Origin of the sequence: Thermogemmatispora sp., assembly GCF_019683755.1 — a bacterium.
In the GTDB taxonomy this organism is placed as follows: Bacteria; Chloroflexota; Ktedonobacteria; order Ktedonobacterales; family Ktedonobacteraceae; genus Thermogemmatispora.
Map to the genome: position 1 here is coordinate 20,992 of NZ_JADGHT010000002.1, position 23,359 is coordinate 44,350.

Here is a 23,359-nt window from a genome sequence, read left to right on the forward strand (position 1 = left end):
CTGCTCACACCCCTCTCGCGCTGGTCCCCGGCTTCTGCGTCCCTACCACAGCCGGAGATCCCCCACCACGCCGGCGCGGGATAAAGACCACCGGGACTGGCGTCCCAGCCCGCGCCGGCATCTTAGCCTCCTCATCACCCTCCTCGATCTCCAATCCGCTCAGGTCGGGAGCCACACGATACACCGCCTCTTCGATCCTCTGCCGCAGGTACTGCATTGAGGCGGGACAGCCGCGACAGCTCCCACGCAAGCGCAGCGAGACCACGCCATCGGCTACACGCAGGAGCATCAGCTCAGCGCCATGTCCCCGCACCACAGGCCGCACTTCCTCGAGCGCCCGCTCGACCCTCTCCTCAAGAGGGACAGGATGTAGATCATGTAAGAGCAGCAAACCGGCCACCAACTCATCACTGATCAACAGATCGAGCAGGCGCGACTCGACACCAGGAGACGAAGCACGTGCACTCTCCACAGCCGTCAGCAGCTCCACGATGCGACGTAATCCCGCGCCATAGAGCGCCACCAGCGCCCGGACCAGCTCCTCTGCGCAAGCACGCGCATGGGGATCAGGGAGATGTTCGATCTCGGCTAACAGGCGCTCAATCTCTTGAGCAGGATGAGGCTCCTGGGGCCTCTGGTGCTCCTGCGCACCACCGCTCATGGCCTTCTCCTCCTGATTCGGCAGCCCATCAGGCGGCAATGCAGGCCGATGGGCTGCCCCAGCTCACAGACCGCAACCCCTCCTTGCTGCGACGCCACCATCTTCCTTACGACACACGCCCGAAGGTCGGAGAATGCACGACTTGCAGCTCTTTGCCGCTGCCTAGATACATATGGACCCCACAGGGGAGGCACGGATCGAAGCTGCGCACTGCGCGCATAATATCGATGCCCTTAAACTTGTCGGGGCCATTCTCCTCGAAGATCGGCGTATTCTGAACCGCATCCTCATAGGGGCCTGGCGTCCCATAGATATCGCGCACGCTGGCATTCCAGGGCGTGGGCGGATAGGGGTGATAGTTGGCAATCTTACCGTTCTCGATCACCAGATGATGCGAGAGCACCCCGCGCACGGCCTCATGGAAGCCGCAGCCGATCGCCTCCTTGGGCACCGTAAAATCGCTCCAGGTCCTCGTGCGACCCGCCCGGATCTCCGCCAGCGCCTTCTCCACGCAATAGAGGGCCACCGCCGCCGCATAGGCCTGGAAGTACGAACGGGCCCGATCGCGCTCCAGGGCATTGCTCCACTTCGGAATCTTCCACTCAAACTCGACCTCGGGTTTCAGCGCCGTCTTCGGCAAGCGGATCTTAACACTGTGCCCGGTGGCCTTAATGTAGCCCCCCAGATCGACCAGGCCAGCCAGCGCCGTCACCCACAGGCGCGCCAGCGGCCCCCCGCCGGTATCCAGCGCCAGATACTGCCCCGTGCGCTTATCGTACCAGCGCGGCGACATCACCCAGCTATACTTTCCCTTGAAATCGCGCTTCTGCGGCTTGGGAATCGTCGTTTGGTTCCAGGGATGGCGCCGATCAACCGGATTGCCTAGCGGATCACGATCGACAAAGATGCGCTCGTTCTCCCAATCCTCGTAGTAGGAGCTGCCCAGCAAAATGCGGATTCCCAGATTGATATCGACCAGGCTGGTTGTCACTAGCTCGCCATCGACCACCACACCCGGTGTCACGAACATCGCCCGCCCCCACTTATCCATCGTGCGATAATCGTAATCGCAGACGTCAGGGTCCTGGAACGAGCCCCAGCAGCCCAGCAGAACCCGCCGCTGGCCTACCTTTTCATAGCCAGGCAGGGCCTGATAGAAGAAATCGAAGAGGTCATCGTGTAAGGGGACGACCTTCTTCATGAACTCCACATACTTCATCAGGCGCACTAGATAATCGGTGAAGAGCTGGACCGTCGCCACCGTGCCCACGCCGCCGGGATAGAGCGTCGACGGATGCACATGGCGCCCCTCCATCAAGCAGAACTTCTCGCGCGTCAGGCGACTCATCTGCAGCGCCTCGCGATAGAACTCGCCCGTGAAGGGATTGAGCGCCCGCATAATATCGGCGATCGTGCGATAGCCGTGGTCTTTAGCATGTGGAGCCTCGGTCTTCTGCGCCAGCTCCCAGACCCCGGGATTGGTCTCACGCACCATCTGCTCGCAGAAATCAACCCCGACCAGATTCTCCTGAAAGATGTTGTGGTCAAACATGTACTCCGCCGCCTCGCCGAGGTTGAGAATCCACTCGCCGAGAGCCGGCGGCTTCACGCCATAGGCCATATTCTGCGCATAGACCGAGCAGGTAGCGTGGTTATCCCCGCAGATCCCACAAATGCGGCTGGTGATGAAATGCGCATCGCGCGGGTCCTTGCCCCTCAGAAAGATGCTATAGCCGCGGAAGATCGACGATGTACTGTAGCACTCTACTACCTGTCGCTTCTTAAAATCAATCTTGGTATAGATTCCCAAGCTGCCGACAATGCGCGTAATCGGGTCCCAGGCCATTTCAATTAACTGGCCAGGCTCAGCCGGGGCAGCCTGACGTCGTACCTCAGTGGTCATTGTGCTCTCTCCTTTGCTGAACAGGCACAAGCGAGCCAGAGAGAGGCTGGCCAAACTCTTCTCGCTTCCACTCAATTAGCAAGCGCCCAGACAAGCAAGCAACGCAAGAAGAGACTGCAGAGCACAGAGTGAGGCTCAGCAGGAGCAAGGCGCTGCTGCCTGTCAGAGGATTTCCGCTTGTTCTTCCCTACCAGCGCGGCTGATAACCGGTTACCAACTCCTGGCCCTTACGGCGCCACGAAGGTTCCTTATTGAGCGTCGACCTAGTAATATTGCGCAGAGCACGAATCGCACCGCCGTAGGCGCCAGCGATACCAGTTGACAACTTGGCGCCGGGTGGCTCATCCATGAAGGGCATAAACTTATCGGGGAAGCCAGGCATCGTACAACCAATGCAGATCCCGCCCACGTTAGGACAGCCGCCGATGCCGGCCATCCAACCGCGCTTTGGTACATTGCACTGTACGACTGGACCCCAGCAGCCGAGTTTCACCAGGCACTGAGGGGCCCCATACTCGGTGGCAAAGTCGCCCTGCTCATAGTAACTGCCGCGGTCGCAACCCTCATGAACGGTTTTGCCAAAGAGCCAAGTGGGGCGTCCGAGGTCATCGAGGGGGATCATTGGCGCCAGACCCACCGCCTGGTAGAGCAGGTAGAGGAGCGTCTCCATAAAGTTATCCGGTTGCACAGGGCAGCCAGGAACATTGACAATAGGGATACCGGCCCACGACTTCCAGGAATGGCCCAGGTAGTCAGCCAGGCCCATTGCTCCAGTAGGGTTACCCTGCATCGCATGGATACCGCCGTAGGTAGCACAGGTTCCGATGGCCACCACCGCCCAGGCTTTCGGCGCCAGACGATCGATCCACTCGCAGGTTGTGATCGGCTGACCGGTTGCCGGATCGGTTCCCAGCGCGGCCCAATAGCCTTCTCGCTTGATACGCTCGTTGGGGATCGAGCCTTCAACAACCAGCACAAAAGGATCAAGCTCGCCGCGTTCAGCCTGGTACCACCAGGTCATAAAGCTGTCACCGCCCAACTCATAGGCGAGGACAGGATTGTGCAAATAGACACGGGGAAGTCCCGGAATGGCTCCCAGGATCACATCTTCCAGGCTTGGCTGACTGGCCGCAGTAATGGAAACCGAGTCGCCATCACAGCCCAGGCCCGCAGTGATCCAGACGATATGGACCGCCTCCACGCGCGTCCTGGTCATAGCGGTGCCTCCTTCAACAAGAGCGCACTCACGCGCGCTCGCAGCTAGCTAGGCCAGCTCACTGACTGGCTCTCGGATGAACAACACCAGACACACGCACACACTACAGCCTCTACTGTCTGAGGATGCAGCCCCTTCCGGACTTCCTTGCTCACTGTAGCAGACCGCATCCATCCCATCGACGAAAGCGATCGATCCCTCGTCCCTATATTGAGGATAGCGAGCAGCACCAAATCACGAGCCTCCTCGCCAGCCAGACACTCAAGCACATAGTGATCACCCACCCCGAGAGAGGCGGAGGCACAAAGCACTCTCCTGCGCTGCGAGTTCACAAGACCCGGCTGACTGACTGACCTTGAGCAGACCTCTGGGTGAAAATCCTCTCTTGCAGCCGCGCCTCCCTACAACCCACCATCAGACAGAAGGGACAAGCAGCCCTTTCCTCGAGAGCGCCAGGCGCAGCCTCTCCCTGCCCTCTGAGGCAGCCAGGCAAGCGCAGCCAAAGGCAGCACCGGTCACCAGGGCAAAAGCCAGGCTGGGCGCGGAGAACACTCAGCTCGGATTGGCTTCAGACCAGCTTACAGATAGCGAGAATGAAGGGCGGACACTACAACGACGAAGACAGCAAAGCAAAGGAGCAGGCAAGAGGTTCCGATGTAAGCAGCACAGCCGGAAGGCCCTCAGCCGGTCCGTCGTCTCTCCTCCTGGGCGCAGCACAGGCTAACAACACGACATTCAAGGACCAGCTCTTCCCTGAAGCAATGGGCGTTTCCTTGTTCTGACGAGACTTGTGATAGAGACTTCCGCTCAGGGATGGACTTTCGCTTCTTCAGAAGAATTGTTGAGGTTCATGCCCGGCAAGCATCCCGAGACACAATCAACTATAGCATAGACAAATCATGAGAGTCAAGCTGGAATCCTTGCAAGGCGGACATTGGCGTTGCAGCACAGTTGCATCTGTCTCACATTGTTATACGCTGTTTCACCCAAATGGCATCTAAGATTTTCATACCGGGGGACTTGACAAACGAGCCGTGATCACCTTAGTATATAGAACATGCATTCTAGGCCCACATGGGCCGGCAAAAAAGGGGAAAGTACTCCATGACGATACAGCTTCGTCAGCCGCCCGGGGTGACCAGAAAGAGGCAGGCCATCACCGGGGAGGAGGAGGATGATGCCATCTACCTTGCGCCGCGGCTGCCGAGCAGCACACGCCGCTATCAGCCCCTGCCACCCGCACGCGCGGATGTGGCCGGCCCGTTGAGCGGTATCACTGGCGCACAGTCGGCGGTTTTCATCCAACGGCGGCGCGCCAGTAGTCAGATGAGGCCGGAATATGGCACGACCTCCAAAGCGGTGGTACCCGAGGGTCTGCGTGCGCTCGCTCCGACACGCATCAAGGCCCGGCGTACGGCTCGTTTCTGGGCCTTGCGCCTCTTCCTTCTCGGCCTCCTGCTTACTGCCCTGCTCGGTCTGGGCCTGGCTTACCTCGGCTCCTGGTGGCAGCTCCATCAGGAGGATGTCCAGTTTGGGCGCCCACGCACTTGGCAGATGGACGCCGTGGTCGGGCACAACGATAGCCCGAGCCACCCCACCCATTTTGTTTTTATCAATCTCAATCGACATGTTGAGATCATTGAATTCCCTGGTGGGGACGGCAATAACGCGCGCGTCTACAATGGTCCAGTGCTCTTTGGCTCCAATCAGGACCTGGTCCCAGTTACCGCCGAGGTGCATGATGTGAACGGCGACGGTCGGCCAGACCTGATCGTCCATATTGGCGAGCAGCGTCTTGTATTGCTGAACGATGGCAATACGTTCCGTTCCGCTACCGCCGCAGATCACATCAGTTTCTGAGCCGGGCGCCAGCCACAAGCCGTGGCCTCTGTAGCCCTTTGGGATCTTCCCTTCATTTCATTCAGAGTCAGAGGACAGAAGCAGGCTTTCACTGGCACGTGCTCTGCTACGAGCCAGCTCATCTTGCCTCTGTCCTCTGCTCTTGGCTTTGCCGCTCTCTTCAGGCCTCCGCAGCCTGAGCGGTGCCCGTTCTTTCCTTCAGCCTTCAGCCAGCTCCTGCCTCAGTTGCGGTGAGGAGAGGCTGCCGCCAGGAGTGCACAGGCTTTTGACATACTGCAGATGCCTCCGATCGTGTTCCCAATCTTCACGGTCTTGCTCGTCGCGCTTAATGGGTGTCTCCAGCACAACTGTCAGCGTGGCCAGGCGAGCATCGTTGAGCAGTGCCCGCAGCCCGGCTAGCGGGATCAGCCCCTCGCCTATGCGTGCATGCACATCGCGATGACTGCCGAGCGGCTGCCGACTATCGTTGAGATGAAGCACCTTGAGCCGAGAGAGACCTACCAGCTCCGCAAAGCGCTGCAGTACGGCCTCCACGCCTGCCGGTGAGCCGATATCATAGCCAGCCCCCCAGAGATGGGCCGTATCCAGACAGATGCCCAAGCGCTCTTCTTCCTCTGGCAAGCGGGTCAGCACGTAGGCTAGCTCCTCAAAGCGCTGCCCCAGGGTATAGCCGGCCCCGACATCATTTTCGAGCAAGAGGCGTACGCCGGCTGGCATCTTCGAGAGTACCAGCCGCAAGGCTTCGATCAGGCGCTCGATGCCTTGCTCAAGGCCCGCCCCGCGGTGACTGCCGATGTGCACTACCACATCGGAGGCTTCCAGCAGGGCCGCCCGCTCCAGCGTCCAGGAGAGCAGCCTGATCGAGGCTTGCCAGATCTCCTCACGCGGCGAGGCGAGGTTGATCAGGTAGGGAGCATGCACAATTACTGGAGCCAGGCCCCGCTCCCGCGCAGCCTGCGCAAACTCGCGCGCCGTTTCTTCTCCAGCAGTTGGCGGCTTCCAGCCTGTAGGATTGCTGGCAAAGAGCTGGACTGTCTCACAGCCCAGGAAGCAGGCTATCTCTAGTGCCCGCAGTGGCCTGCCGTTGAGAGGCATATGTCGTCCTATCCGCATCTTGCCCTTTCCTCTGCTGCTTCCAGGTCTCTGCTGCGCCGACTCAGTCTGGAGCTCGTCCTGATCCGGTGCTCTGGCTCCGGCAGGTACGGACCCTATGCTCCTAGCCTAGCCGCCGCAGTCAGGGTGCCGCTCCTCCACTAGCTAGCTAGAAGGAGTACGCTTCTCGGTCTCCGACCTCGGCTCGTGTTGTTCACCCCGCGCCGCAGAGCCTTCGCCCAAGGGCAGCCGCTCTTGCAGAGCCTGAACAGCGCGCTGCACATCCGGCAGGCCATCAATGTGAGGTAGCTCATCCAGGCTGGTTAGCCCAAACTGTTGCAGAAACTCGGGGGTGGTTGCAAAGAGTGCCGGGTGACCCACCGTCGGAGCTCGGCCCACTTCAGCGACTAGTCCATGTTGGATCAGGCTCGCCAGGGCTCGATCGCTGTTGACTCCACGAATGGCCTCGATCTGCGCGCGCGTAATCGGCTGCCGATAGCAAATGACCGCCAGCGTTTCCAGAGCGGCTGGCGTCAGCTTGGCAGTCAATGGCAGACCGAGCAATGCCGCCACATAGCGCGCATTCTCCGGCGCCGTGACTAGCTGCACCTGGCTGCCCAGACGTTGCAAGCGTAGCCCACGTCGCTGCTCTTCCAGAGCACGTGCCAACGCGTGCAGGCCCGCCTGCAGCTCCTCCTCGCTGATACCCAGAACCTTGCGCAGCTCATTCTGCTCCAGCGGGCGCCCTGCGACGAAGAGCAGGCTTTCAATCGCCGCTGCGATGCGCGCCTCATCTCCCTGTAACGCCTGCGGCAGAGTCGCTATTTCTGTCGCACTATTCGGCGCCTCCGCGCTCACCTTGTCCTGCCTCTGCATAGTGAGTGGATGGTGATGGGTGAGTGAGTGAGTGAGTCAACTGCTTGACTTGAGCAATTCGATCGGCTCCCCCCTCTCTGAGGGGATGGAGACGGTGCGGCCATTATACCATAGCCTCCCTATCCAGGATAGCCGCCATTTTTGACGCTCGCCCCAAAACTTTGATAAGATTACACTCAAATCTTCTTGCAATGAGCCACTCAATGTGGTATAGTAACAGACAAGGTAAGATGTTTGCAGACAGGGGGAGACCACAGAGCTATGAAGTTAGAGCGCTTAACCGAGAAGGCCCGCGAGGCCATCACGGATGCGTCAGAGTTAGCGCGTAGCTACAACCATAGCCAGATTGAACCGGAGCATTTGCTCTATGCCCTGCTGGAGCAGCAGGGGGGCATCACGAGCGAGATTATTCAGAAGGCCGGAGGCGATCTTGCGGCGGCGCGGCGCGTGGTGCGCAATGAGTTGGAGCGCATGCCGCGCGTCTATGGTGGCAGCGAGCCAGGTCTTTCGCCGCAACTGCGGCGGGTGCTGGAAGAGGCCTGGCGCCAGATGGGTAGCTTCAAGGATGAATATCTCAGTGTAGAGCATTTACTGCTGGCGCTTTTTGAGGTCGGCGGCGAGACGATTCAGCGGGCTTTCCGCGCCGCCGGCGTGACGCGCGATACGACTTTGCGTGCGCTGAGTGCAATTCGCGGCTCGCAACGTGTGACGGATGAGAATCCCGAAGGAAAGTATCAGGCCCTGGAGAAGTATGGGCGCAATTTGACCGCTCTGGCAGCTCAGGGGAAGCTTGATCCGGTGATCGGACGCGACGAGGAGATCCGCCGCGTGATCCAGGTCCTTAGCCGGCGTACGAAGAATAACCCTGTGTTAATCGGCGATCCTGGTGTGGGTAAGACGGCGATTGTCGAGGGCCTGGCCCAGCGCATTGTACGCGGTGATGTGCCGAAGACACTGAAGGATAAGCAGATCATCGCTCTCGATCTGGGTGCTCTGATCGCGGGCGCGAAGTACCGCGGCGAGTTCGAGGAGCGTCTGAAGGCGGTGCTGCGCGAGATCCAGAATTCGGAGGGGCGCATCATCCTCTTCATCGATGAGCTGCATACGCTGGTTGGGGCCGGCGCCGCTGAGGGAGCGATGGATGCTTCCAATATGCTGAAACCCTTGCTGGCTCGCGGCGAGCTGCACTGCATCGGCGCAACGACTCTCGATGAGTATCGTAAATATATCGAGAAAGATGCTGCTCTGGAGCGCCGCTTTCAGCCAATTATGGTTGAGGAGCCGTCGGTCGAGGATACGATCAGTATCCTGCGCGGCCTGAAGCAGCGCTATGAGGTTCACCACGGCGTCCGCATTCAGGATAGCGCTCTCGTGGCAGCGGCGATGTTGTCAAAGCGCTATATCAGTGATCGCTTCTTGCCAGACAAGGCTATCGATTTGATCGATGAAGCGGCCAGCCGGCGCCGCGTGGAGCTGGATAGTACACCAAGTGAGATCGATGCCCTGGAGCGCCGCATCCGTCAGCTCCAGGTCGAGCACGAGGCTCTCAAGAAGGAGACGGACCCGGCGAGCCGCGAGCGGCGCGAGCGAGTGGAGCAGGAGATCGCGAATTTGAATGAGCAGTTGCATAGTCTGCGCCTCTCGCTGGAGCGCGAGCGCGAGCCGGTGGAGACGCTGCGCCGCCTGAAAACAGAGCTGGAGGAGGCTCAGGTGGCTCTGGAGCGGGCCGAGCGCGAGTATAATCTGGAGGAGCAGGCACGCTTGCGCTATGGAGTCATTCCAGAATTGGAGCGCCGCATCCGCGAGATGGAGGGCAAGCTGAGCGAGATCCAGGGCGCGCGTATGTTGAAGGAGGAAGTTGACGCCGAGGATATCGCAGAGATTGTCTCAAAGTGGACACATATCCCGGTCGCGAAGTTGATGGAGGGCGAGGTCCAGAAGCTGTTGAAGATGGAGGAGCGCCTGCGCGAGCGTGTGGTTGGTCAGGACCATGCCCTGCGCGCGGTCTCGGATGCTATTCGTCGCGCCCGCGCTGGCTTGCAGGACCCCAATCGCCCGTTGGCGAGCTTCCTCTTCCTGGGCCCGACTGGCGTCGGTAAGACAGAGCTGGCCCGCGCTCTGGCCGAGTTCCTCTTCGATAATGAACAGGCGCTGGTGCGCATCGATATGTCAGAGTACATGGAGAAGCACAGTGTCTCGCGCCTGATCGGTGCTCCACCGGGCTATGTGGGCTATGAAGAGGGTGGCCAGTTGACGGAGGCCGTGCGTCGTCATCCTTACAGCGTGGTGCTCTTCGATGAGATCGAGAAGGCGGCGCCCGATGTCTTTAATGTGCTGCTGCAGTTGCTCGACGACGGTCGCTTGACAGATGGCCAGGGCCGCACCGTGGACTTTAAGAATACGGTCATTATTATGACGAGCAACGTGGGCACGAGCTGGCTGCCCGAGCTGGAGGGCCTCGACGAGGAGGAGGTACAGCGCCAGGTTCGGCAGCGCCTGCGTGAGGAGGGCTTCCGCCCAGAGTTTATTAACCGCATCGATGAGATTGTGATCTTCCATCCGCTGACACCCGAGCGGATCAAGGAGATCGTGGATATTCAGATCAATCGCCTGCGCCCGCGCCTAGCTGAGCGCCATATCACTTTGCAGGTGAGCGAGGCGGCCCGCGAGTTGCTGGCGAGTGAGGGTTACGATCCGCATTTTGGAGCGCGCCCGCTCAAGCGGGTGATCCAGCGTGAGGTCGAAAACCGGCTGGCGCGCGCTTTGCTGGACGGGACAATCCGCGAGGGCGATACGGTGCAGATCGATGCCCGCAATGGCCAGATTGTAATTGAGCCAGTGCGAGCGACAGCCCAGGTCTGAGCCAGCAGGCCTCACCGCTGGCTACTGGCTTTGGTTGGGCGGCGCCAGCCGGACCGGACCGTTAGCAGCAGGCTACGGACGGCTGGCCTGCTCTATTTTGGGGGTGCTTGCTATGCTATCACTACCGGCGGAGAGCGCTTACGTCCCTCAGCCTGAATACAGCGCAGACCTCCTTGATACTCTAAGCGCGGTCGCTGTGCAGCTCCGCACCTTGCGCACGCTCTTGAGCAAGCCTCTGACTTCCGAGCAGTTATCTACTGTGAGCCACGGCCTGGCGCTAGTAGAGGAAGAGGTGACCGCTTTGCTAGCTGAGCTGCGTCTGACGGGCGAGGCCTCCGCTAGCGAGGCGCCGGAGCACCAGACGGAAAGACTGACGGAGGCTCTGGGACGGCTAGTGGAGGAGCGTGCTGAGGCCCTTGGCGTGTCGAGTCGGGTTCAGGTGACAGGTGAGACACGACGGCTCGACCCACTGATCGCTGTGCTGCTCTACCGTCTGACGCGCGCTGCTCTCGCTATCGTCGCCCGTCATCGCTCTGTCCAGCATGTGCGCCTGGCCTTGCACTATGGCCGCGAGGGCCTGCAATTGACTCTCACTGATGATGGAGTAAGCGCTGAAGAGGAAACGGACCTGGCGGCGCCGCCTTTTGCTCCTCCTCTTGCTGCTCAAGAAACGCTCGAGGCGCTAGACCAGCAGCTACGGGCCGCCGGGGGCAGGCTGTCTATCAGCGCTGCGCCAGGTCAGGGTCATCAGATCAGCGCCAGTCTGCCCTACGAGCGCCTTCCTGGTGCCCACTTGCCCGCTTTGCGCCCCACCCAGGCTACGTCAGTACCCCAGCAGCGCCTGCGCCTGCTGGTGGTAGCTGGTCAGCCAGTGATGCGCGCTGGTCTGCGCCGTCTTTTAGAGAGCTATGCCGACCTGCAGGTCATCGGTGAGGCAACCAATGGTATCCAGGCCACCGGTGAGGCGCTCGAACTTGGACCGCAAGTCGTGATCTTTGATCTTCCGCGGCCCGATGAGCAAGCAATGGACACGCTGCGCCAGATGAAGCAGCTCAGCCCCGATACCCGCATTCTTGTACTTGCCGCCTCCGATCAACCCGAGCAGCTTGCAGCGGCTCTCCGGGCAGGGGCCGACGGTTATCTGCTCAGAGAAGTGGCTCCCGATGAGCTGGTCCAGGCAATCCGCCTGGTCGCGCAGGGCGAAACTATCGTCCAACGCCAACTAGCGGCCCGCTTGCTTACGCGCCTCAGTCGACCGACCGAGGACACCCTAGCGACAATCTCACTGACAGCGCGTGAACGTCAAGTCTTGTGGCTGTTGGCACGCGGTCTGCGCAATAAAGAAATCGCCCGTCGTCTGCAGGTCAGCGAGAGAACGGTAAACTTCCACCTGGCCAATATTTATCAGAAGCTCCACGTTTCTGGGCGTACCGAGGCACTGAGCCGAGCCTTAGAGGCGGGCCTGCTCTCGCCTGATGCTCTGACCTCGACTGAGGCATAGGACAAGCTGGCGGCTAAGCAGCGGCACGTATCCGTTGTAATCTTTGCTTACCATCGAGCGATGGACCCGGCTTGTCCAGAGTGACAACCGAAACCATCTTCCCATTCACCTTGTACTCTTGCATGAGAATATGCTATCCTCACCCTGAGACTGGAGGCGACTTTTTAGCGCGGCATGGGAGTCCTTTTCGCCCACCGGGAGCACAGGAGGCAAAACCGGCTGCCTCGCTTTTTGCCGCCAGGCCAGACCGCGCGGGCCGCACTGGAAAGGATTACGATGCTGGCATGGCAGAGAGAAAACACCAGAACTGGTTTATTCCCCTGCGTGTACGCCTGCGCAGCGGCAATGAGCCGACACGCCAGGAACGGAGCGTTCATCACGAGACTAACCATGCACGGAGTAGGGCAGCTATGACAACGTTCCCCCCGCTTAATACCTCATCGGAGCGCGAGCGCTCCACCTCACGGCCTCAGTCCGCAGTACCTACGGTGCCCGCCATAAGCTCCACGAGTGCGTCCAGTGCAACTGGCCCTGCGACTCAGGAACAGGCGCTGTATACACGCCAGGTCAAGGAGCTGATCCGCCTGGGGAACATGCTGCGCGCTGAGCTGGGTCTTGAGGAGGTGCTCCAGCAAATTGCGGCCTCAATTACCGCTTGTACCGGCTTCCGTAGCGCGGTGATCAAGCTACTGCAGGAGGACAGTGAGTATCTGAAAGCTGTGGCCTTTGCAGGTATCTCTGCTGAGGATCAGCGCCGCCTCATTGAGCATCCGATGCGGGTGGAGCAGATGCTGCGCCAGATGCGACCAGAGTTCCGCATCAGCCAGAGCTATTTTATTTCGCATGAGCACATTCATGAGTTTGCCGATGTGACTCTGGTCGGCAATATGCCGCTCAGCGACTATCGACCCGGTGGCTGGCATCCGCTCGATATGCTCATCGTGCCGCTCTATAGTCCGCGCAAGAAACAGCTCGTCGGCTTCATCTCCCTCGATGAGCCAGAGGATGGCCAGATCCCTACACTCGAGCGCATCGAGATGCTCGAACTCTTTGCAAACCAGGCAGCCATTGCGATCGATAACGCCCAGGTCTTCGCCCAACAGGAGGCTGAGCATCGCGCTCTGCAGGAGGCCATCGCCGCTCTGCGCTCCGATCTGGAGCCGCTGAGCCGCGGCGATCTGCGGGTTCGTCTGCAGGCACGGCACGCCTCGCTACAGCCGGTGGCAGAGCTGCTAAATGCCTCAATCGACCAGCTTCATGCCATTGTCTCTGAGGTTCAGAAAAGCGCGCGCACTCTGGATGATCAGGCCCATAATCTGCAGCGCAGCACTGAGCTGCTGGTACGCGATGCCGATCAACAGGAGCGCCAGGTCTACCATCTCTCCCATGAAGTTGACCAGCTGACCAGTCTTATTCGCCAGCTAGGCGAACATGCCGGTAAGCTTACGCAGATGACCTCTGAGGCCCTGGATGTGACGGCTAAAGGTCAGGAGACTGTTGACCGTGCCGTGGAGGGCATTCGTCAAGTGCGTGAGGCGACCATGCAGTCGGCGCGCCTTATGAAGCGCTTGAGCGAAAGCGGCCAGGAGATTAATGAGACGGTAACAGCCATCACTGACTTGACGGCCAGTATGAATCTGTTGGCGCTCAATGCGGCGATTGAAGCCGTGCGCGCCAGTGAGTACGGTCAGGGCTTTGCCGTGATCGCTCAGGAGATTCGCACGCTGGCTGTTCGCAGCGCTGAAGCAGCGCGCAAGGTCGCTACTCATATCCGTACAGTGCAGCATGAGACGACGGCTATCTCTCAAAGTGTGGAACGTAATACGCAGCAGGTGATCACTCAGACCGATCTAGTGACGCAGACGGGCATCGAGCTGGATGCCATCCTGACGGTGGCTGAGCAGATCGCCGATCTGGCCGATGTGATCCATGTCGATACAGAGCGTCAGAGCAAAAGCTCTCAGTTGGCCATCGCCTCTGTCGAGGAGATGTCTCGCATGAGCGCGGAGCTTAATGAGCATTTGCAGCGCTGTAAACAGACAGTCGATGCGATGGTAGGCTTGACCGAGAGCCTGCGCCGACGTGTGGCTCCCCTCAAGGTGAAAGAAGAGTTGTGAGACAGGCTTGCTGCCAGTCTGGAGGCTGCTATGAACCGCAATAGAGAAGCGGGCCAGCCCGTTGTAGCCGCATTGAGGGCCAGTTAGCGCCCATCTGGAGATGGTGTCAGCGGGTCAGGAGGGCAGGCCTGGCTCTGGTCCTGACCCCGCCTGAATCGCTGGCTAGCGCAGACAGCGCTGAGGAACGAGGGCCACCCTGCTCAGGCGCCATCTCCTTCCCGGTCAGACCTGGCGATACCAGAACTGGTCCCAGGCTTGCCAAAAGGTGGCCGCCGTTGAGACCACCATGCGTGGCCCAACAATTTCCACTCCCTGTCGGCCCTTAAAGTCGCTCGCGCGATCAGGGGTAGCTAGCTCAACCTTAAAGGTTACTGGCGTTGTGGTCGGCTTGTAGGGCTTGGGCCAGTTGCGTGTACTGAGTGCCCGCGCAACGCCTATCTCGATTAGCGAGCGGGCGTCACGTGGCGCCATATGAACAGCAGAGAAGCGGCCCAGGCCGCGCTTGACTTCGGCAGTGACTACTTGCGGGCCGAGTAGTGCTGTCACTTCGCGACAGGTGGCTACGTCCCCCGAGACAAAAACGGCGGGCACATCCCAGCAGCCAGCGATCGCGGCAAGGATGCCGCTCTCGCCAACGCGTGTCTCATTGATCCAGGCATTGTACCATGACTCAGAAGAGACGGTATGGCAGAGCACTCCGTCAGGTGTGCCGGCCATAGCATGGGCGCCCACAAACAGAATGGCGTCACAGCCACGCTCGAAGGCTTCAATGTAACGTGCCCAGGGGTGGCCCAGGACATATTGCGCCCCCGATTCCAAACGTTCGGGAAGTAAGCTCCTGAAGTTATAGGCCCCACCAGCTCCGTGGCAGTCTACTACAGTGATTTCTGCGGCGCCTGCAGCGCGCGCCCCGCGCACCGCCGCATTGATCTCCTCGGTATAAAGCTGGCGTGCCTCTTCGTAGAGCGGATGACCTGCCGTGACCTGCTCCCAGCTCTCAATGCAGGCCACTCCTTCCATATCACAAAAAATCACGACACGCATGAGGAAAAACTCTCTCTCAGACGATGTTGGAGCCGTTTATATACTCTCCGATAGGTTTGCTGTTTGCGCATAGGCTTCCTCCATCTTAATATGACGTAGCAAGGTATCAAAGGGCAAAAAAATAAGACCATCCCATCTTTCCCCGGCATTCCCCGCCCTCCGACCCGGGTCAGATAAGACATTCTAGCATTCATTCGCCAGCCACCTACTCCTCAGACAGCGCCTCAGAAGCGTCGCCGCTGCCGCTGGGCATATTTGCGCTCTAGCTCTTCTAGACGGCGCCGCTGGCGCGGACTCAACTCATATTCACGGTAGAGACGCCGCCCAATCTTCCAGCCGAAGTAGCCACAGATGCTAGCCGCCACCAGAGCAGCCAGAATCATTACTATTCGTAATAAAGCGCCACTGAGGAAATCAGTGACTGGCGAGCCAATCAGACGCGTGGCTACAGGGAGGGAGAGACTGAGCAGGAGACCGATAGTCACCCCGAGGCAGCAGCCTAACGGCCCCCCGTTGGTTTCCCACTCGGCAGTAGTAGCAGCCGCCGGCGTGGGTTGTCCACCCTCCTCAGTCCGCGCCTCGTGACCACTGGTCTGGGAAGCTGCTCTAGAGACTGTGACCTCCTCTAGAGTTGTCTCCTGACCATCGCTCTTCTGAGCCGCTCCAGAAGCTGGCTGATCAGGTTCATACTTTACATCCGACATCGCGCCCCCCGCCATCCTCCTTCCTTAGAAAGTGCCAAACTGCCGATCGCCGGCGTCACCAAGGCCAGGCAGGATAAAGCCGTAATCGTTCAAGCTCTCATCAAGAGCGGCAATATAAATGTCGATATCTGGATGAGCCTGAGAGAGCCGCAGCAGTCCGTAGGGGGCGGCGATAATGCCCACATAGCAGATACGCGGAATATGACGCTGCTTCAGAATTGCAATGGCATCGATTGCCGAGCCGCCGGTAGCCAGCATGGGGTCGACAGCATAGCAGACCTGCAGATTGACAGTACTCGGCAGCCGATTGTAGTACTCTTGGGCTCTGAGCGTCCGCTCATCGCGCCGCAAGCCCAGATGCCAGACCTGAGCGTCAGGGATGACTTCACGGAACCCCTCCGCCAGCCCCAGGCCGGCACGGAGAATCGGCGTAATACCAATACCGCCGGCCAGCCGCTGACCGATGGTTTTCTGCAGCGGTGTCTCAACTTCCACCGGCTCCAGTGAGAGCGTTGCCGTGGCCTCATAGGCGAGCAAGGCGCCGATCTCCTTGAGCAGGCGATAGAACTCGGTTGGTGGCGTGCGTTTATCGCGCAGCGCCGTCATTTTATGCGCCACCACTGGGTGATTCGATATATGCACACGCGGTAGATGAAGCACCTCTTCTCGGCGAGGCTGCGGCACTCCCTGCATTGGGAGTACGGGCTGTTCTTCGCGCCGGGTACCAACTTCTGTCATGTCGCCTTCTCCTTACATGCTCCTGGCCAAAGAAAAGTGGCCTGTATGGTTGCCTTCATGCATTCTATCAGACATAATTGAGGGCGTCGAGAGTATCCCGTTCCACCCTGCCAATGGCCAGCAAACTGCTCAGTGTTCAGCAGATGATGAGCTGACATCTGGCAAACGGCCAGGCATAGCCAGCGGCTCTGCCTACCCCAAGCTGCTTCGGCCTTGCGTCGTGCACGACAGCGAGGATGAGCATGCGTACAAGCTGCGCCGCACGGGCCTTCCTTAATCCGGCAGCAGCATCTGCGTGAGCCAAAGAGGGGCAGTGAGCGACTGAGGAGACAGCACATCAAGGCGCTATCAGGACGCTTCCCATAGGGGGAATGAGCCAGGCTGGATCGGGAACTTGAGACCGGGATAGTGAACTTGAGCAGATCGCGTTAGCTGACCGACTGTGCTATACTAGCCTCATGGTCGTGGGAGTCTGTCAAATCACATTGCATCTGCCGTCGTGCCACTCGCTCAAGGCCAAACGGCAGGTTCTCAAATCGATCATGGCGCGCGTGCGCAATCAGTTCGAGGTAGCGATCGCCGAGGTGGATGGACATGATCGCTGGCAGATCGCGCACCTGGGGCTGTGCTATGTGAGCACCAGCAGTCAACACGCCGAAGAGGTGCTTGATCATGTCTGGCGCTTCATCGAGGAGACACGCCCCGATGTGATTGTGACCGACGCCAGGACCGAAATTATGAGCTGGTGATGGTGATGCCCGCCCCCGCCAGGCTCGCCTCATCGAGCTGAGCATCAGAGAAGCAAGACAGGCATGATGTCATCACTAGAGCACGTGGCGAGCACGCCTAGCCAGAGCCGGAGGGGAATACGCTCCGTCTCTGTGCTCGGCGTGCGTATCGATCGCGTTACGCAGGAGGAGGCTCTCGCCTTTATTGAGGAGCAGATCCGCCGCCGGCGCGCCAGCGGCAACTGTTTGCCCTGTTGTCAGATCGTGACTGTCAACCCAGAGTTCGTGATGGAGGCGCAGCGTAATCCCGCCTTTCGCAGGGCTATCAATGAGGCCGCTTTGAACGTGCCTGATGGCATTGGCGTGGTCTGGGCCACACGCTACCTGGGCCAGCCCGCCCCGGAGCGCATTACAGGCACTGATCTAATTCCGGCTCTGGCGGAGCGCTGCGCCGCCCACGGTTATCGCCTCTATTTGCTAGGCGCCGCTCCCGGCGTAGCCGAGGCTACTGCCGCTCGCCTCTGCGCGCGCTTTCCCGGCTTACAGATCGCCGGTACTTACGCCGGTTCGCCTGACCCTGCCGAAGAGGAGGCGATTCTGCAGCGTCTGGCCGCCGCTCAGGCTGACCTGCTCTGCGTGGCCTACGGCGCTCCCGCTCAGGAGCTGTGGATCTGGCGCAATCTGTCGCGCTTGCCGGTGGCTGTGGCAATGGGAGTTGGCGGCGCCTTCGATTTCCTTTCGGGCCGTAAGAAGCGGGCACCCCGCGCCTGGCAGCGCCTGGGCCTGGAATGGCTCTATCGCCTCTATCGCGAGCCGTGGCGCTGGCGCCGCATGCTGGCTCTGCCCCGCTTTGCACTGGTGGTCATCTTCACGGGACGAGGAAGGCAGTCACAGGCATGATGCAGCCAGAGCTTGACTCCAGCAGGCTTGAACACCTGCGCTCTCTTATTTCCTCTTTCGCCGGCAAGCGCGTGCTGGTCATCGGCGATATGGTCGCTGATGAGTATTTGATTGGGCGCCCGACCCGCATCGCGCGTGAGGCTCCGGTCTTGATCCTCGAGCTGAGCGAGGAGCGCACAATCCCAGGCGGCGCTACCAATGTAGCCGTCAATGCGCGCGCCCTGGGAGCCGAGGTCTTTTTAGCTGGTGTGGTTGGCGATGATGCCCCCGGCGCCCGCCTTCGCCAGGCAATCCGCGATTGGGGCATCCACCAGGAAGGCCTCTTTACCGATCCCAGTCGCCCAACATCTACAAAGACACGTATTCTGGCCGGCAGTCCGCAAGTAGTGCGTCAGCACATCGTGCGCCTGGACCGCGTCGATACGTCGGAGGTCACAGAACCCTGCAAGAGCCAGATCATCGCTTATATTCAGCGCATGCTCCCCTCGATGGACGCAGTCATGGTCGCCGACTACGAGAATGGCGTCATTAGTCCCGATATCATCGCTGCTTGCTTGCCTTTGGCGCGCGAACTGGGCAAGATTATCGTGGTCGATTCGCATGGCTCGCTTTTCCGCTTCCAGGGTGTCACAGCCTTGACTCCTAACCAGCCGGAGGCCGAGGCCACGCTAGGCATGACGATCCATAATGAGGAGGAGCTGAACGAGGCAGGGCGGCGCCTACTGGAGGGCAGCCAGGCCCGCGGTGTGCTCATCACGCGCGGAAGCGAGGGTATGAGCCTGTTCGAGATCGGCAAGGAGCCGCTGCATTTGCCGGTTTATCGTCTGAATCGCCACAGCAGCGAGGTGGTTGATACCAATGGTGCTGGCGATACAGTGGCCGCAACTTTCACGCTGGCCCTGACCGCTGGCGCCACGATGGCTGAGGCCGCCTTTCTTTCGAACGTCGCCGCCGCACTGGTGGTGCGTCGCCTCGGCTGCGCCAGCAATACACCTGAAGAATTAATGGATGCTTTGCATGAGTAACTGCGGAGAATCCGATCTAACAATCGGCAGTGTCGGCATCCACAGCGCCGCAGGAGCTTCTCACTCTTCTTACGGTACTGGGGCACTGGCGGCAACACAGGCTAAGATTATGGAACGCGAGCAGTTAGCAGCGCTGGTGCATCGGCGTCAGCAAGCTGGAGAGCGCGCCGTTTTCACCAACGGCTGCTTTGATCTGCTCCACCTCGGTCATGTGCGCTATCTTCAGGAGGCTCGCGCTCTGGGTGACTTCCTGATTGTTGCTCTTAACAGCGATGAGAGTGTGCGAACGCTGAAGGGTCCTGGGCGGCCGCTGGTTCCCCAGGAAGAGCGAGCGGAGATCCTGGCTGCCCTGGCTTGTGTCGACTATGTGACTATCTTTGAGGAGCCAACGGCCTGTGACCTGGTGACCCTGCTGCGCCCAGCGATCTATGTGAAAGGAGGCGACTATGCCGCCTCCTCGACAGAGGCTAATCCCGGCCAGCCTGATTTTAGCCGCCTACCAGAAGCCAGAATAGTCCAGACCTATGGTGGCAGCGTGCGCCTGATCCCATATCTGGCACACCACTCGACAACAGAGCTGATCATGGCTATTAAGCGCCTGCCATGACCGCTGATTTTGATCAGTCGATATTGTGCTTGTTGAATTTGCTCGCACTAACCTGGTTAGCTGGCCCACGTTGACCTGAACCACCTGGTTCGGGGTACGCTCCTTAGTCAGCGTAGTCAGTAGCAGACCGCTAGCCCTGACCTACCAGTCGATTGTGCTGTGGCCTGCCAGTTAGCCAAGGCCCAAGTTTTAAATCGCATGGAGATAGGATCGGTCCAACCTATGGCAGATTATGAAGCACAGCAATCTACTCATGCAGAAAACGAAGTTGAGCGATTGCAGGCGCAGAAAGACTCTTTGCCGCTCATCACAGTAGGTATCGGCACATCTGGAACACCAGGCACGCCAGCAGCAGAAGGAGAGCTACCGCTACCAGTGGCGCTAGAGCAGGTAGAACAGCAGAGCGAGGCGAAGGCCGCGCCCGCATCCACCGTGGCAGTCTCCTCTAGCCCTCACGGCCAGGTGGCGCGCGGGGCGTCGTTGGTCATGCTCGGCAACTTGGGGAGCAGCATCATGGGAATGGTGCGCCAGATCGTGATTGCGGCCCTGGGCAAAAGTATCGCCGGGCCATTTTTGGCCGCTAGCGTCTCCATGCAGACCTTTTATGACTTTGTGATTAACGGCGCAGTCGATAAGGCTCTTATCCCTACGTTCAGTGACTACGTTGCCCCCGAGAAACGCCAGGAGTTTCGCCAGCTTGTCTTTACGCTGGTGAATGTTGTCACGCTTCTCATGCTGCTGATCGCCACGGGCTATGCCTTGCTCGCACCATTCTTCGTCAATTTCATTGCTCAGGGCTACACGGGGGCGGAGAGAACACTGACCCTGCACTACTCGCAGATCATTTTCTTCTCCCTGGTTGGCCTGGGACCATTTTCCGTGCTTTTAGCCGCTCTGTATACCTTGCGAGAGTTCGGCTGGCCAGCCTTCGCGACCGCCGCCTTCCACATCGGGATCATTATTGGCGTCATTGTCGGTGCTCTGGTGGGCGAGCAGCACTTTGGCCAGTATGGCATCGCCTGCGGCGTGCTGCTGGGAGCCGCGGGCGAGATCCTCTTGCTTTTACCAGGCATCCGGCGTCAGAAGCTCGGCTATCTCTTCACTTTTCATGTGCGCCACCCAGGCATTCCACGCATTCTAAAGCTCTATGCTCCAGTGGCTGTCAGTTATTTTGTCCTCAATGTGTTGCTGGCTAACTTCGATCTGCATCTGGCCTCGCTGACTCCCGGCGACGGGGCAGCCAATGTCACCGCTTTGCAAAACGCTACGCGCTTGCTGCAGTTTCCGGTCGGGCTGGTGGCCTCGGCCCTGGCCTTTTCGATTCTGCCGCTGCTCTCAGTGCAGGCCAATGCAGGCGAGGAGGAGCAATTCAAAGAGACGCTGATGGCCGGTATCCGCCTGGGCTTGCTGGTCATGATTCCGGCGGCCCTGGGGCTGATCATTCTGCGCCAACCGATCTGCGATCTCATTTATCGCCACGGTCGCTATACTCAGCATGATACCATTCTGGCAGCGACAGCCTTGCAGAATTACGCCTACCAGTTACCCTTTGTGGCTATTGATCAGCTACTGATGGCCGCTTTCTTTGCACGCAAAAATACCGTCGTGCCGGTTGCCGTGGGCTTCATTACGATTTTTGGGTACCTCGCTGTCGCTCTGCCGGGATACAGCACAATTGGCATGCCCGCCCTGGCTTTCGCCAATACGGTGCAAAATTCTTCGCACGCGCTGATCCTGCTCCTGATCTGGCGCATACAGCATGGCTCGCTTCGCCTGCGTAAGACTCTGCCAGCCTTGGGGAAAATCTTGCTGGCAGCCGCCATTATGAGCGTTACCGCCTGGCTGCTACAGATGGGCCTGGGACATCTGCCGCTCTTCTCGTCGGCGACGACTTTAGGCGCCTTCCTGACGGTGGTTGTCACCGGTGGGCTGGCTGTCGCAGTCTACTTTTCCTGTATTCTCGTGCTGCGAGTTGAGGAGATTCACCTACTCACCCGCGCTGTGATGGCCAAGCTGGGAAAGAAATAGGGTTCTTACCAACCTTTCTCTGGCCAGCCTCGCTCAGTCGTGCGCCCCTGCCCGGCCAGCGCGGCCAGAGCCAGCTACAGTGGTCAGGACCAGGGAAACGGGCTGAGCAGGCTCGCCAGCTCTCTCAGCTTGTAGATAACAGCCGCCAGGGATGTAGTGCCAGCAGCTCAGGTGACTCAGTCAATCAGTAAAGGCAGCCGCGCAGTGAGGTTGGCAGAGCTTCAGATCACGTAAATGTTCCCTGCACGCCAGGTATCGACGGCGTGCTCAACTGCCCGAATATAGGCTTTCTCGTCGTTGTGATCGGCAGCCGGTGCATACTTGGGTATGATCTGCTCAATGGTTACAAGCCCCCACTGGGCTACGTAAAGATTGCGAATCAGCTTGTACCACTGGAGGAACCCATCCTCCCAGCTATACATGATGGCAAAACCGTGACCGTCGGGGCTGGTACAGGGGCGAGTAGGAATACAGCGGATGTTGCCGAGCGATTTAGTTTCACGCGCCACTCCCTGGGTGCCAAAGGTACTTTCATGCATAAAGAAGGCCAGCGCGTAGACTGGGTCGATGCCATATTGCACCCCATAATCGTAGAGGGCCTTCCCTTTGCCCGCCGCAGGCGAATGATAGGCCGCCAGCACCTTATTAATAAAGTCGACGGTGATGGTTGGTTTCCCCAGAACCGAGTAGGGACCCGGATGAGAGGGAATGCTTTGTTTGGGAGGCAGCGGGCCGGTACTGGCCTCCCAGGTGTTGAAGGCATCGAAAGAACCCCCAATCTGGACAGGATAGACCTGGCCAGGTACGGTGACAAGATCGAGATGAGCGCTCCTTTCATAAAGGACGGCGCTTAGCATGACCAGCAGACCAAGCACTACAGCGCTCAGGCAGAGTAAAAAAGGCCCAAGCCAGTGCCCGTGCGCTCGTAGCAGCCCCGGAGCCGGGACAGGGCGGCTTTCTGGCAATTGAATGGTGGTCACCGGCATCGGTGATCGCCCCCGTTTATACGGGGGCTCCGTGACTACTCCATCGTCCGAGGGCAGGATGCGCGTCGCCCTGCGCCGCGGCGGCTCAAATAAGAGCGGTTGTTCTTCTGATCGGCTATTGCGTCCGTAGCTGCTCCCGTTAGCCATGCACAGGCCTCTTAGAACTTTTGTTCTTGTCTTGCAATGCAAAGGCGTGGCTATTGTAGCACAGTGCCTCGCACGGATGCAAGGAGTAACTGCATGCTGTGCAGCGATGGGTTGACATCTATTTGTACTTGTCCTGGCACTAGAGAGCATACCATAGACCTGCTAAAAATGCCAGTTGAGGCCCTTGATTACAAGGGAAGAGAGTCACTACTTTCAGGTAACTTCTGCCCTGGCTGTGCTGTCAGTAGGATTGCTGACAACTAGAGGCGCCTGTCCACCGTACTTCCCACTAGGAACTTTGCATTGCGGCAAAGCTTGTAGCCTGAGCTTGGACCAGTCTGCTTGGAGTAGACAGGGTATCAGA

18 protein-coding genes are annotated in these 23,359 nt (G+C 59.4%); 9 read left to right on the forward strand and 9 right to left on the reverse strand.

Features of this window, described 5'->3' with window-relative positions; genetic code table 11:
- Window positions 1-4: 4 nt before the first annotated feature.
- From IRZ24_RS00510 to IRZ24_RS00520, 3 genes are all read right to left on the reverse strand, one after another.
- Window positions 5-661, reverse strand: a complete 657-nt coding sequence (locus IRZ24_RS00510; protein ID WP_297159492.1) for a NifU family protein — start codon at window positions 659-661, stop codon at window positions 5-7.
- Window positions 662-767: 106 nt separating this feature from the next.
- Window positions 768-2,564 (reverse strand): nickel-dependent hydrogenase large subunit, encoded by a 1,797-nt coding sequence (locus IRZ24_RS00515; protein ID WP_297159495.1) that lies wholly within the window; start codon window positions 2,562-2,564, stop codon window positions 768-770.
- A gap of 187 nt (window positions 2,565-2,751) precedes the next feature.
- On the reverse strand, window positions 2,752-3,780 hold the full coding sequence (locus IRZ24_RS00520) for a hypothetical protein (RefSeq protein ID WP_297159498.1): 1,029 nt from the start codon (window positions 3,778-3,780) through the stop codon (window positions 2,752-2,754).
- Window positions 3,781-4,884: 1,104 nt separating this feature from the next.
- Between IRZ24_RS00520 and IRZ24_RS00525 the strand changes: the two genes are divergently transcribed.
- Window positions 4,885-5,640: a hypothetical protein gene (locus IRZ24_RS00525; RefSeq protein ID WP_297159501.1), complete on the forward strand. Its 756-nt coding sequence runs from the start codon at window positions 4,885-4,887 to the stop codon at window positions 5,638-5,640.
- A 198-nt stretch (window positions 5,641-5,838) separates the two neighbouring features.
- Here the strand turns inward: IRZ24_RS00525 and IRZ24_RS00530 are convergent, their stop codons facing one another.
- Window positions 5,839-6,753, reverse strand: a complete 915-nt coding sequence (locus tag IRZ24_RS00530; protein ID WP_297159504.1) for a deoxyribonuclease IV — start codon at window positions 6,751-6,753, stop codon at window positions 5,839-5,841.
- 144 nt (window positions 6,754-6,897) lie between these two features.
- The gene (gene scpB, locus IRZ24_RS00535; RefSeq protein WP_297159505.1) at window positions 6,898-7,590 is read right to left on the reverse strand and encodes an SMC-Scp complex subunit ScpB; all 693 of its coding nucleotides are present in this window, start codon (window positions 7,588-7,590) and stop codon (window positions 6,898-6,900) included.
- A 279-nt stretch (window positions 7,591-7,869) separates the two neighbouring features.
- Between scpB and clpB the strand changes: the two genes are divergently transcribed.
- The 3 genes from clpB (at window position 7,870) to IRZ24_RS00550 (ending at window position 14,088) form a co-directional block, all read left to right on the forward strand.
- Window positions 7,870-10,470 (forward strand): ATP-dependent chaperone ClpB, encoded by a 2,601-nt coding sequence (gene clpB / locus IRZ24_RS00540; protein WP_297159508.1) that lies wholly within the window; start codon window positions 7,870-7,872, stop codon window positions 10,468-10,470.
- A 112-nt stretch (window positions 10,471-10,582) separates the two neighbouring features.
- The gene (locus IRZ24_RS00545) at window positions 10,583-11,971 is read left to right on the forward strand and encodes a response regulator transcription factor family protein (protein WP_297159511.1); all 1,389 of its coding nucleotides are present in this window, start codon (window positions 10,583-10,585) and stop codon (window positions 11,969-11,971) included.
- 284 nt (window positions 11,972-12,255) lie between these two features.
- Window positions 12,256-14,088 (forward strand): methyl-accepting chemotaxis protein, encoded by a 1,833-nt coding sequence (locus IRZ24_RS00550; RefSeq protein ID WP_297159514.1) that lies wholly within the window; start codon window positions 12,256-12,258, stop codon window positions 14,086-14,088.
- A gap of 222 nt (window positions 14,089-14,310) precedes the next feature.
- Here the strand turns inward: IRZ24_RS00550 and IRZ24_RS00555 are convergent, their stop codons facing one another.
- From IRZ24_RS00555 to upp, 3 genes are all read right to left on the reverse strand, one after another.
- Window positions 14,311-15,132 (reverse strand): M55 family metallopeptidase, encoded by an 822-nt coding sequence (locus tag IRZ24_RS00555; protein ID WP_297159516.1) that lies wholly within the window; start codon window positions 15,130-15,132, stop codon window positions 14,311-14,313.
- A 224-nt stretch (window positions 15,133-15,356) separates the two neighbouring features.
- Window positions 15,357-15,836 (reverse strand): hypothetical protein, encoded by a 480-nt coding sequence (locus IRZ24_RS00560; RefSeq protein ID WP_297159518.1) that lies wholly within the window; start codon window positions 15,834-15,836, stop codon window positions 15,357-15,359.
- 24 nt (window positions 15,837-15,860) lie between these two features.
- Complete coding sequence (gene upp, locus IRZ24_RS00565; protein ID WP_366914208.1) at window positions 15,861-16,529, reverse strand: uracil phosphoribosyltransferase; 669 nt, start codon at window positions 16,527-16,529, stop codon at window positions 15,861-15,863.
- A gap of 503 nt (window positions 16,530-17,032) precedes the next feature.
- Here upp and IRZ24_RS00570 point away from each other — a divergent pair.
- The 5 genes from IRZ24_RS00570 (at window position 17,033) to IRZ24_RS00590 (ending at window position 21,862) form a co-directional block, all read left to right on the forward strand.
- Complete coding sequence (locus tag IRZ24_RS00570) at window positions 17,033-17,323, forward strand: DUF503 domain-containing protein (RefSeq protein WP_297159522.1); 291 nt, start codon at window positions 17,033-17,035, stop codon at window positions 17,321-17,323.
- 63 nt (window positions 17,324-17,386) lie between these two features.
- On the forward strand, window positions 17,387-18,202 hold the full coding sequence (locus tag IRZ24_RS00575; RefSeq protein ID WP_297159525.1) for a WecB/TagA/CpsF family glycosyltransferase: 816 nt from the start codon (window positions 17,387-17,389) through the stop codon (window positions 18,200-18,202).
- Window positions 18,199-19,227, forward strand: a complete 1,029-nt coding sequence (locus tag IRZ24_RS00580) for a bifunctional ADP-heptose synthase (RefSeq protein ID WP_297159526.1) — start codon at window positions 18,199-18,201, stop codon at window positions 19,225-19,227. The genes IRZ24_RS00575 and IRZ24_RS00580 overlap by 4 nt, the downstream gene beginning before the upstream one ends.
- Complete coding sequence (locus tag IRZ24_RS00585; RefSeq protein WP_297159533.1) at window positions 19,220-19,834, forward strand: adenylyltransferase/cytidyltransferase family protein; 615 nt, start codon at window positions 19,220-19,222, stop codon at window positions 19,832-19,834. Before IRZ24_RS00580 ends, IRZ24_RS00585 begins: the two co-directional genes overlap by 8 nt.
- Before the next feature lie 222 nt (window positions 19,835-20,056).
- Complete coding sequence (locus tag IRZ24_RS00590) at window positions 20,057-21,862, forward strand: lipid II flippase MurJ (protein WP_297159536.1); 1,806 nt, start codon at window positions 20,057-20,059, stop codon at window positions 21,860-21,862.
- 221 nt (window positions 21,863-22,083) lie between these two features.
- On the opposite strand, the gene IRZ24_RS00595 is transcribed toward IRZ24_RS00590, so the two are convergent.
- A complete protein-coding gene (locus IRZ24_RS00595) occupies window positions 22,084-22,995 on the reverse strand; it encodes a glucosaminidase domain-containing protein (protein WP_297159538.1) in 912 nt (303 codons plus the stop codon).
- Window positions 22,996-23,359 lie beyond the last annotated feature (364 nt).

Coding starts and splice junctions, on each gene's coding strand:
- upp (WP_366914208.1), bottom strand. CDS start 16,529: ATGCAGGGAGTGCCGCAGCCTCGCCGAGAAGAGGTGCTTCATCTACCG.
- IRZ24_RS00515 (WP_297159495.1), bottom strand. CDS start 2,564: ATGACCACTGAGGTACGACGTCAGGCTGCCCCGGCTGAGCCTGGCCAG.
- IRZ24_RS00520 (WP_297159498.1), bottom strand. CDS start 3,780: ATGACCAGGACGCGCGTGGAGGCGGTCCATATCGTCTGGATCACTGCG.
- IRZ24_RS00530 (WP_297159504.1), bottom strand. CDS start 6,753: ATGCGGATAGGACGACATATGCCTCTCAACGGCAGGCCACTGCGGGCA.
- IRZ24_RS00555 (WP_297159516.1), bottom strand. CDS start 15,132: ATGCGTGTCGTGATTTTTTGTGATATGGAAGGAGTGGCCTGCATTGAG.
- IRZ24_RS00575 (WP_297159525.1), top strand. CDS start 17,387: ATGATGTCATCACTAGAGCACGTGGCGAGCACGCCTAGCCAGAGCCGG.
- IRZ24_RS00585 (WP_297159533.1), top strand. CDS start 19,220: ATGAGTAACTGCGGAGAATCCGATCTAACAATCGGCAGTGTCGGCATC.
- IRZ24_RS00550 (WP_297159514.1), top strand. CDS start 12,256: ATGGCAGAGAGAAAACACCAGAACTGGTTTATTCCCCTGCGTGTACGC.
- IRZ24_RS00510 (WP_297159492.1), bottom strand. CDS start 661: ATGAGCGGTGGTGCGCAGGAGCACCAGAGGCCCCAGGAGCCTCATCCT.
- IRZ24_RS00545 (WP_297159511.1), top strand. CDS start 10,583: ATGCTATCACTACCGGCGGAGAGCGCTTACGTCCCTCAGCCTGAATAC.
- clpB (WP_297159508.1), top strand. CDS start 7,870: ATGAAGTTAGAGCGCTTAACCGAGAAGGCCCGCGAGGCCATCACGGAT.
- IRZ24_RS00580 (WP_297159526.1), top strand. CDS start 18,199: ATGATGCAGCCAGAGCTTGACTCCAGCAGGCTTGAACACCTGCGCTCT.
- IRZ24_RS00560 (WP_297159518.1), bottom strand. CDS start 15,836: ATGTCGGATGTAAAGTATGAACCTGATCAGCCAGCTTCTGGAGCGGCT.
- IRZ24_RS00525 (WP_297159501.1), top strand. CDS start 4,885: ATGACGATACAGCTTCGTCAGCCGCCCGGGGTGACCAGAAAGAGGCAG.
- IRZ24_RS00590 (WP_297159536.1), top strand. CDS start 20,057: ATGGCAGATTATGAAGCACAGCAATCTACTCATGCAGAAAACGAAGTT.
- IRZ24_RS00570 (WP_297159522.1), top strand. CDS start 17,033: ATGGTCGTGGGAGTCTGTCAAATCACATTGCATCTGCCGTCGTGCCAC.
- IRZ24_RS00595 (WP_297159538.1), bottom strand. CDS start 22,995: ATGGCTAACGGGAGCAGCTACGGACGCAATAGCCGATCAGAAGAACAA.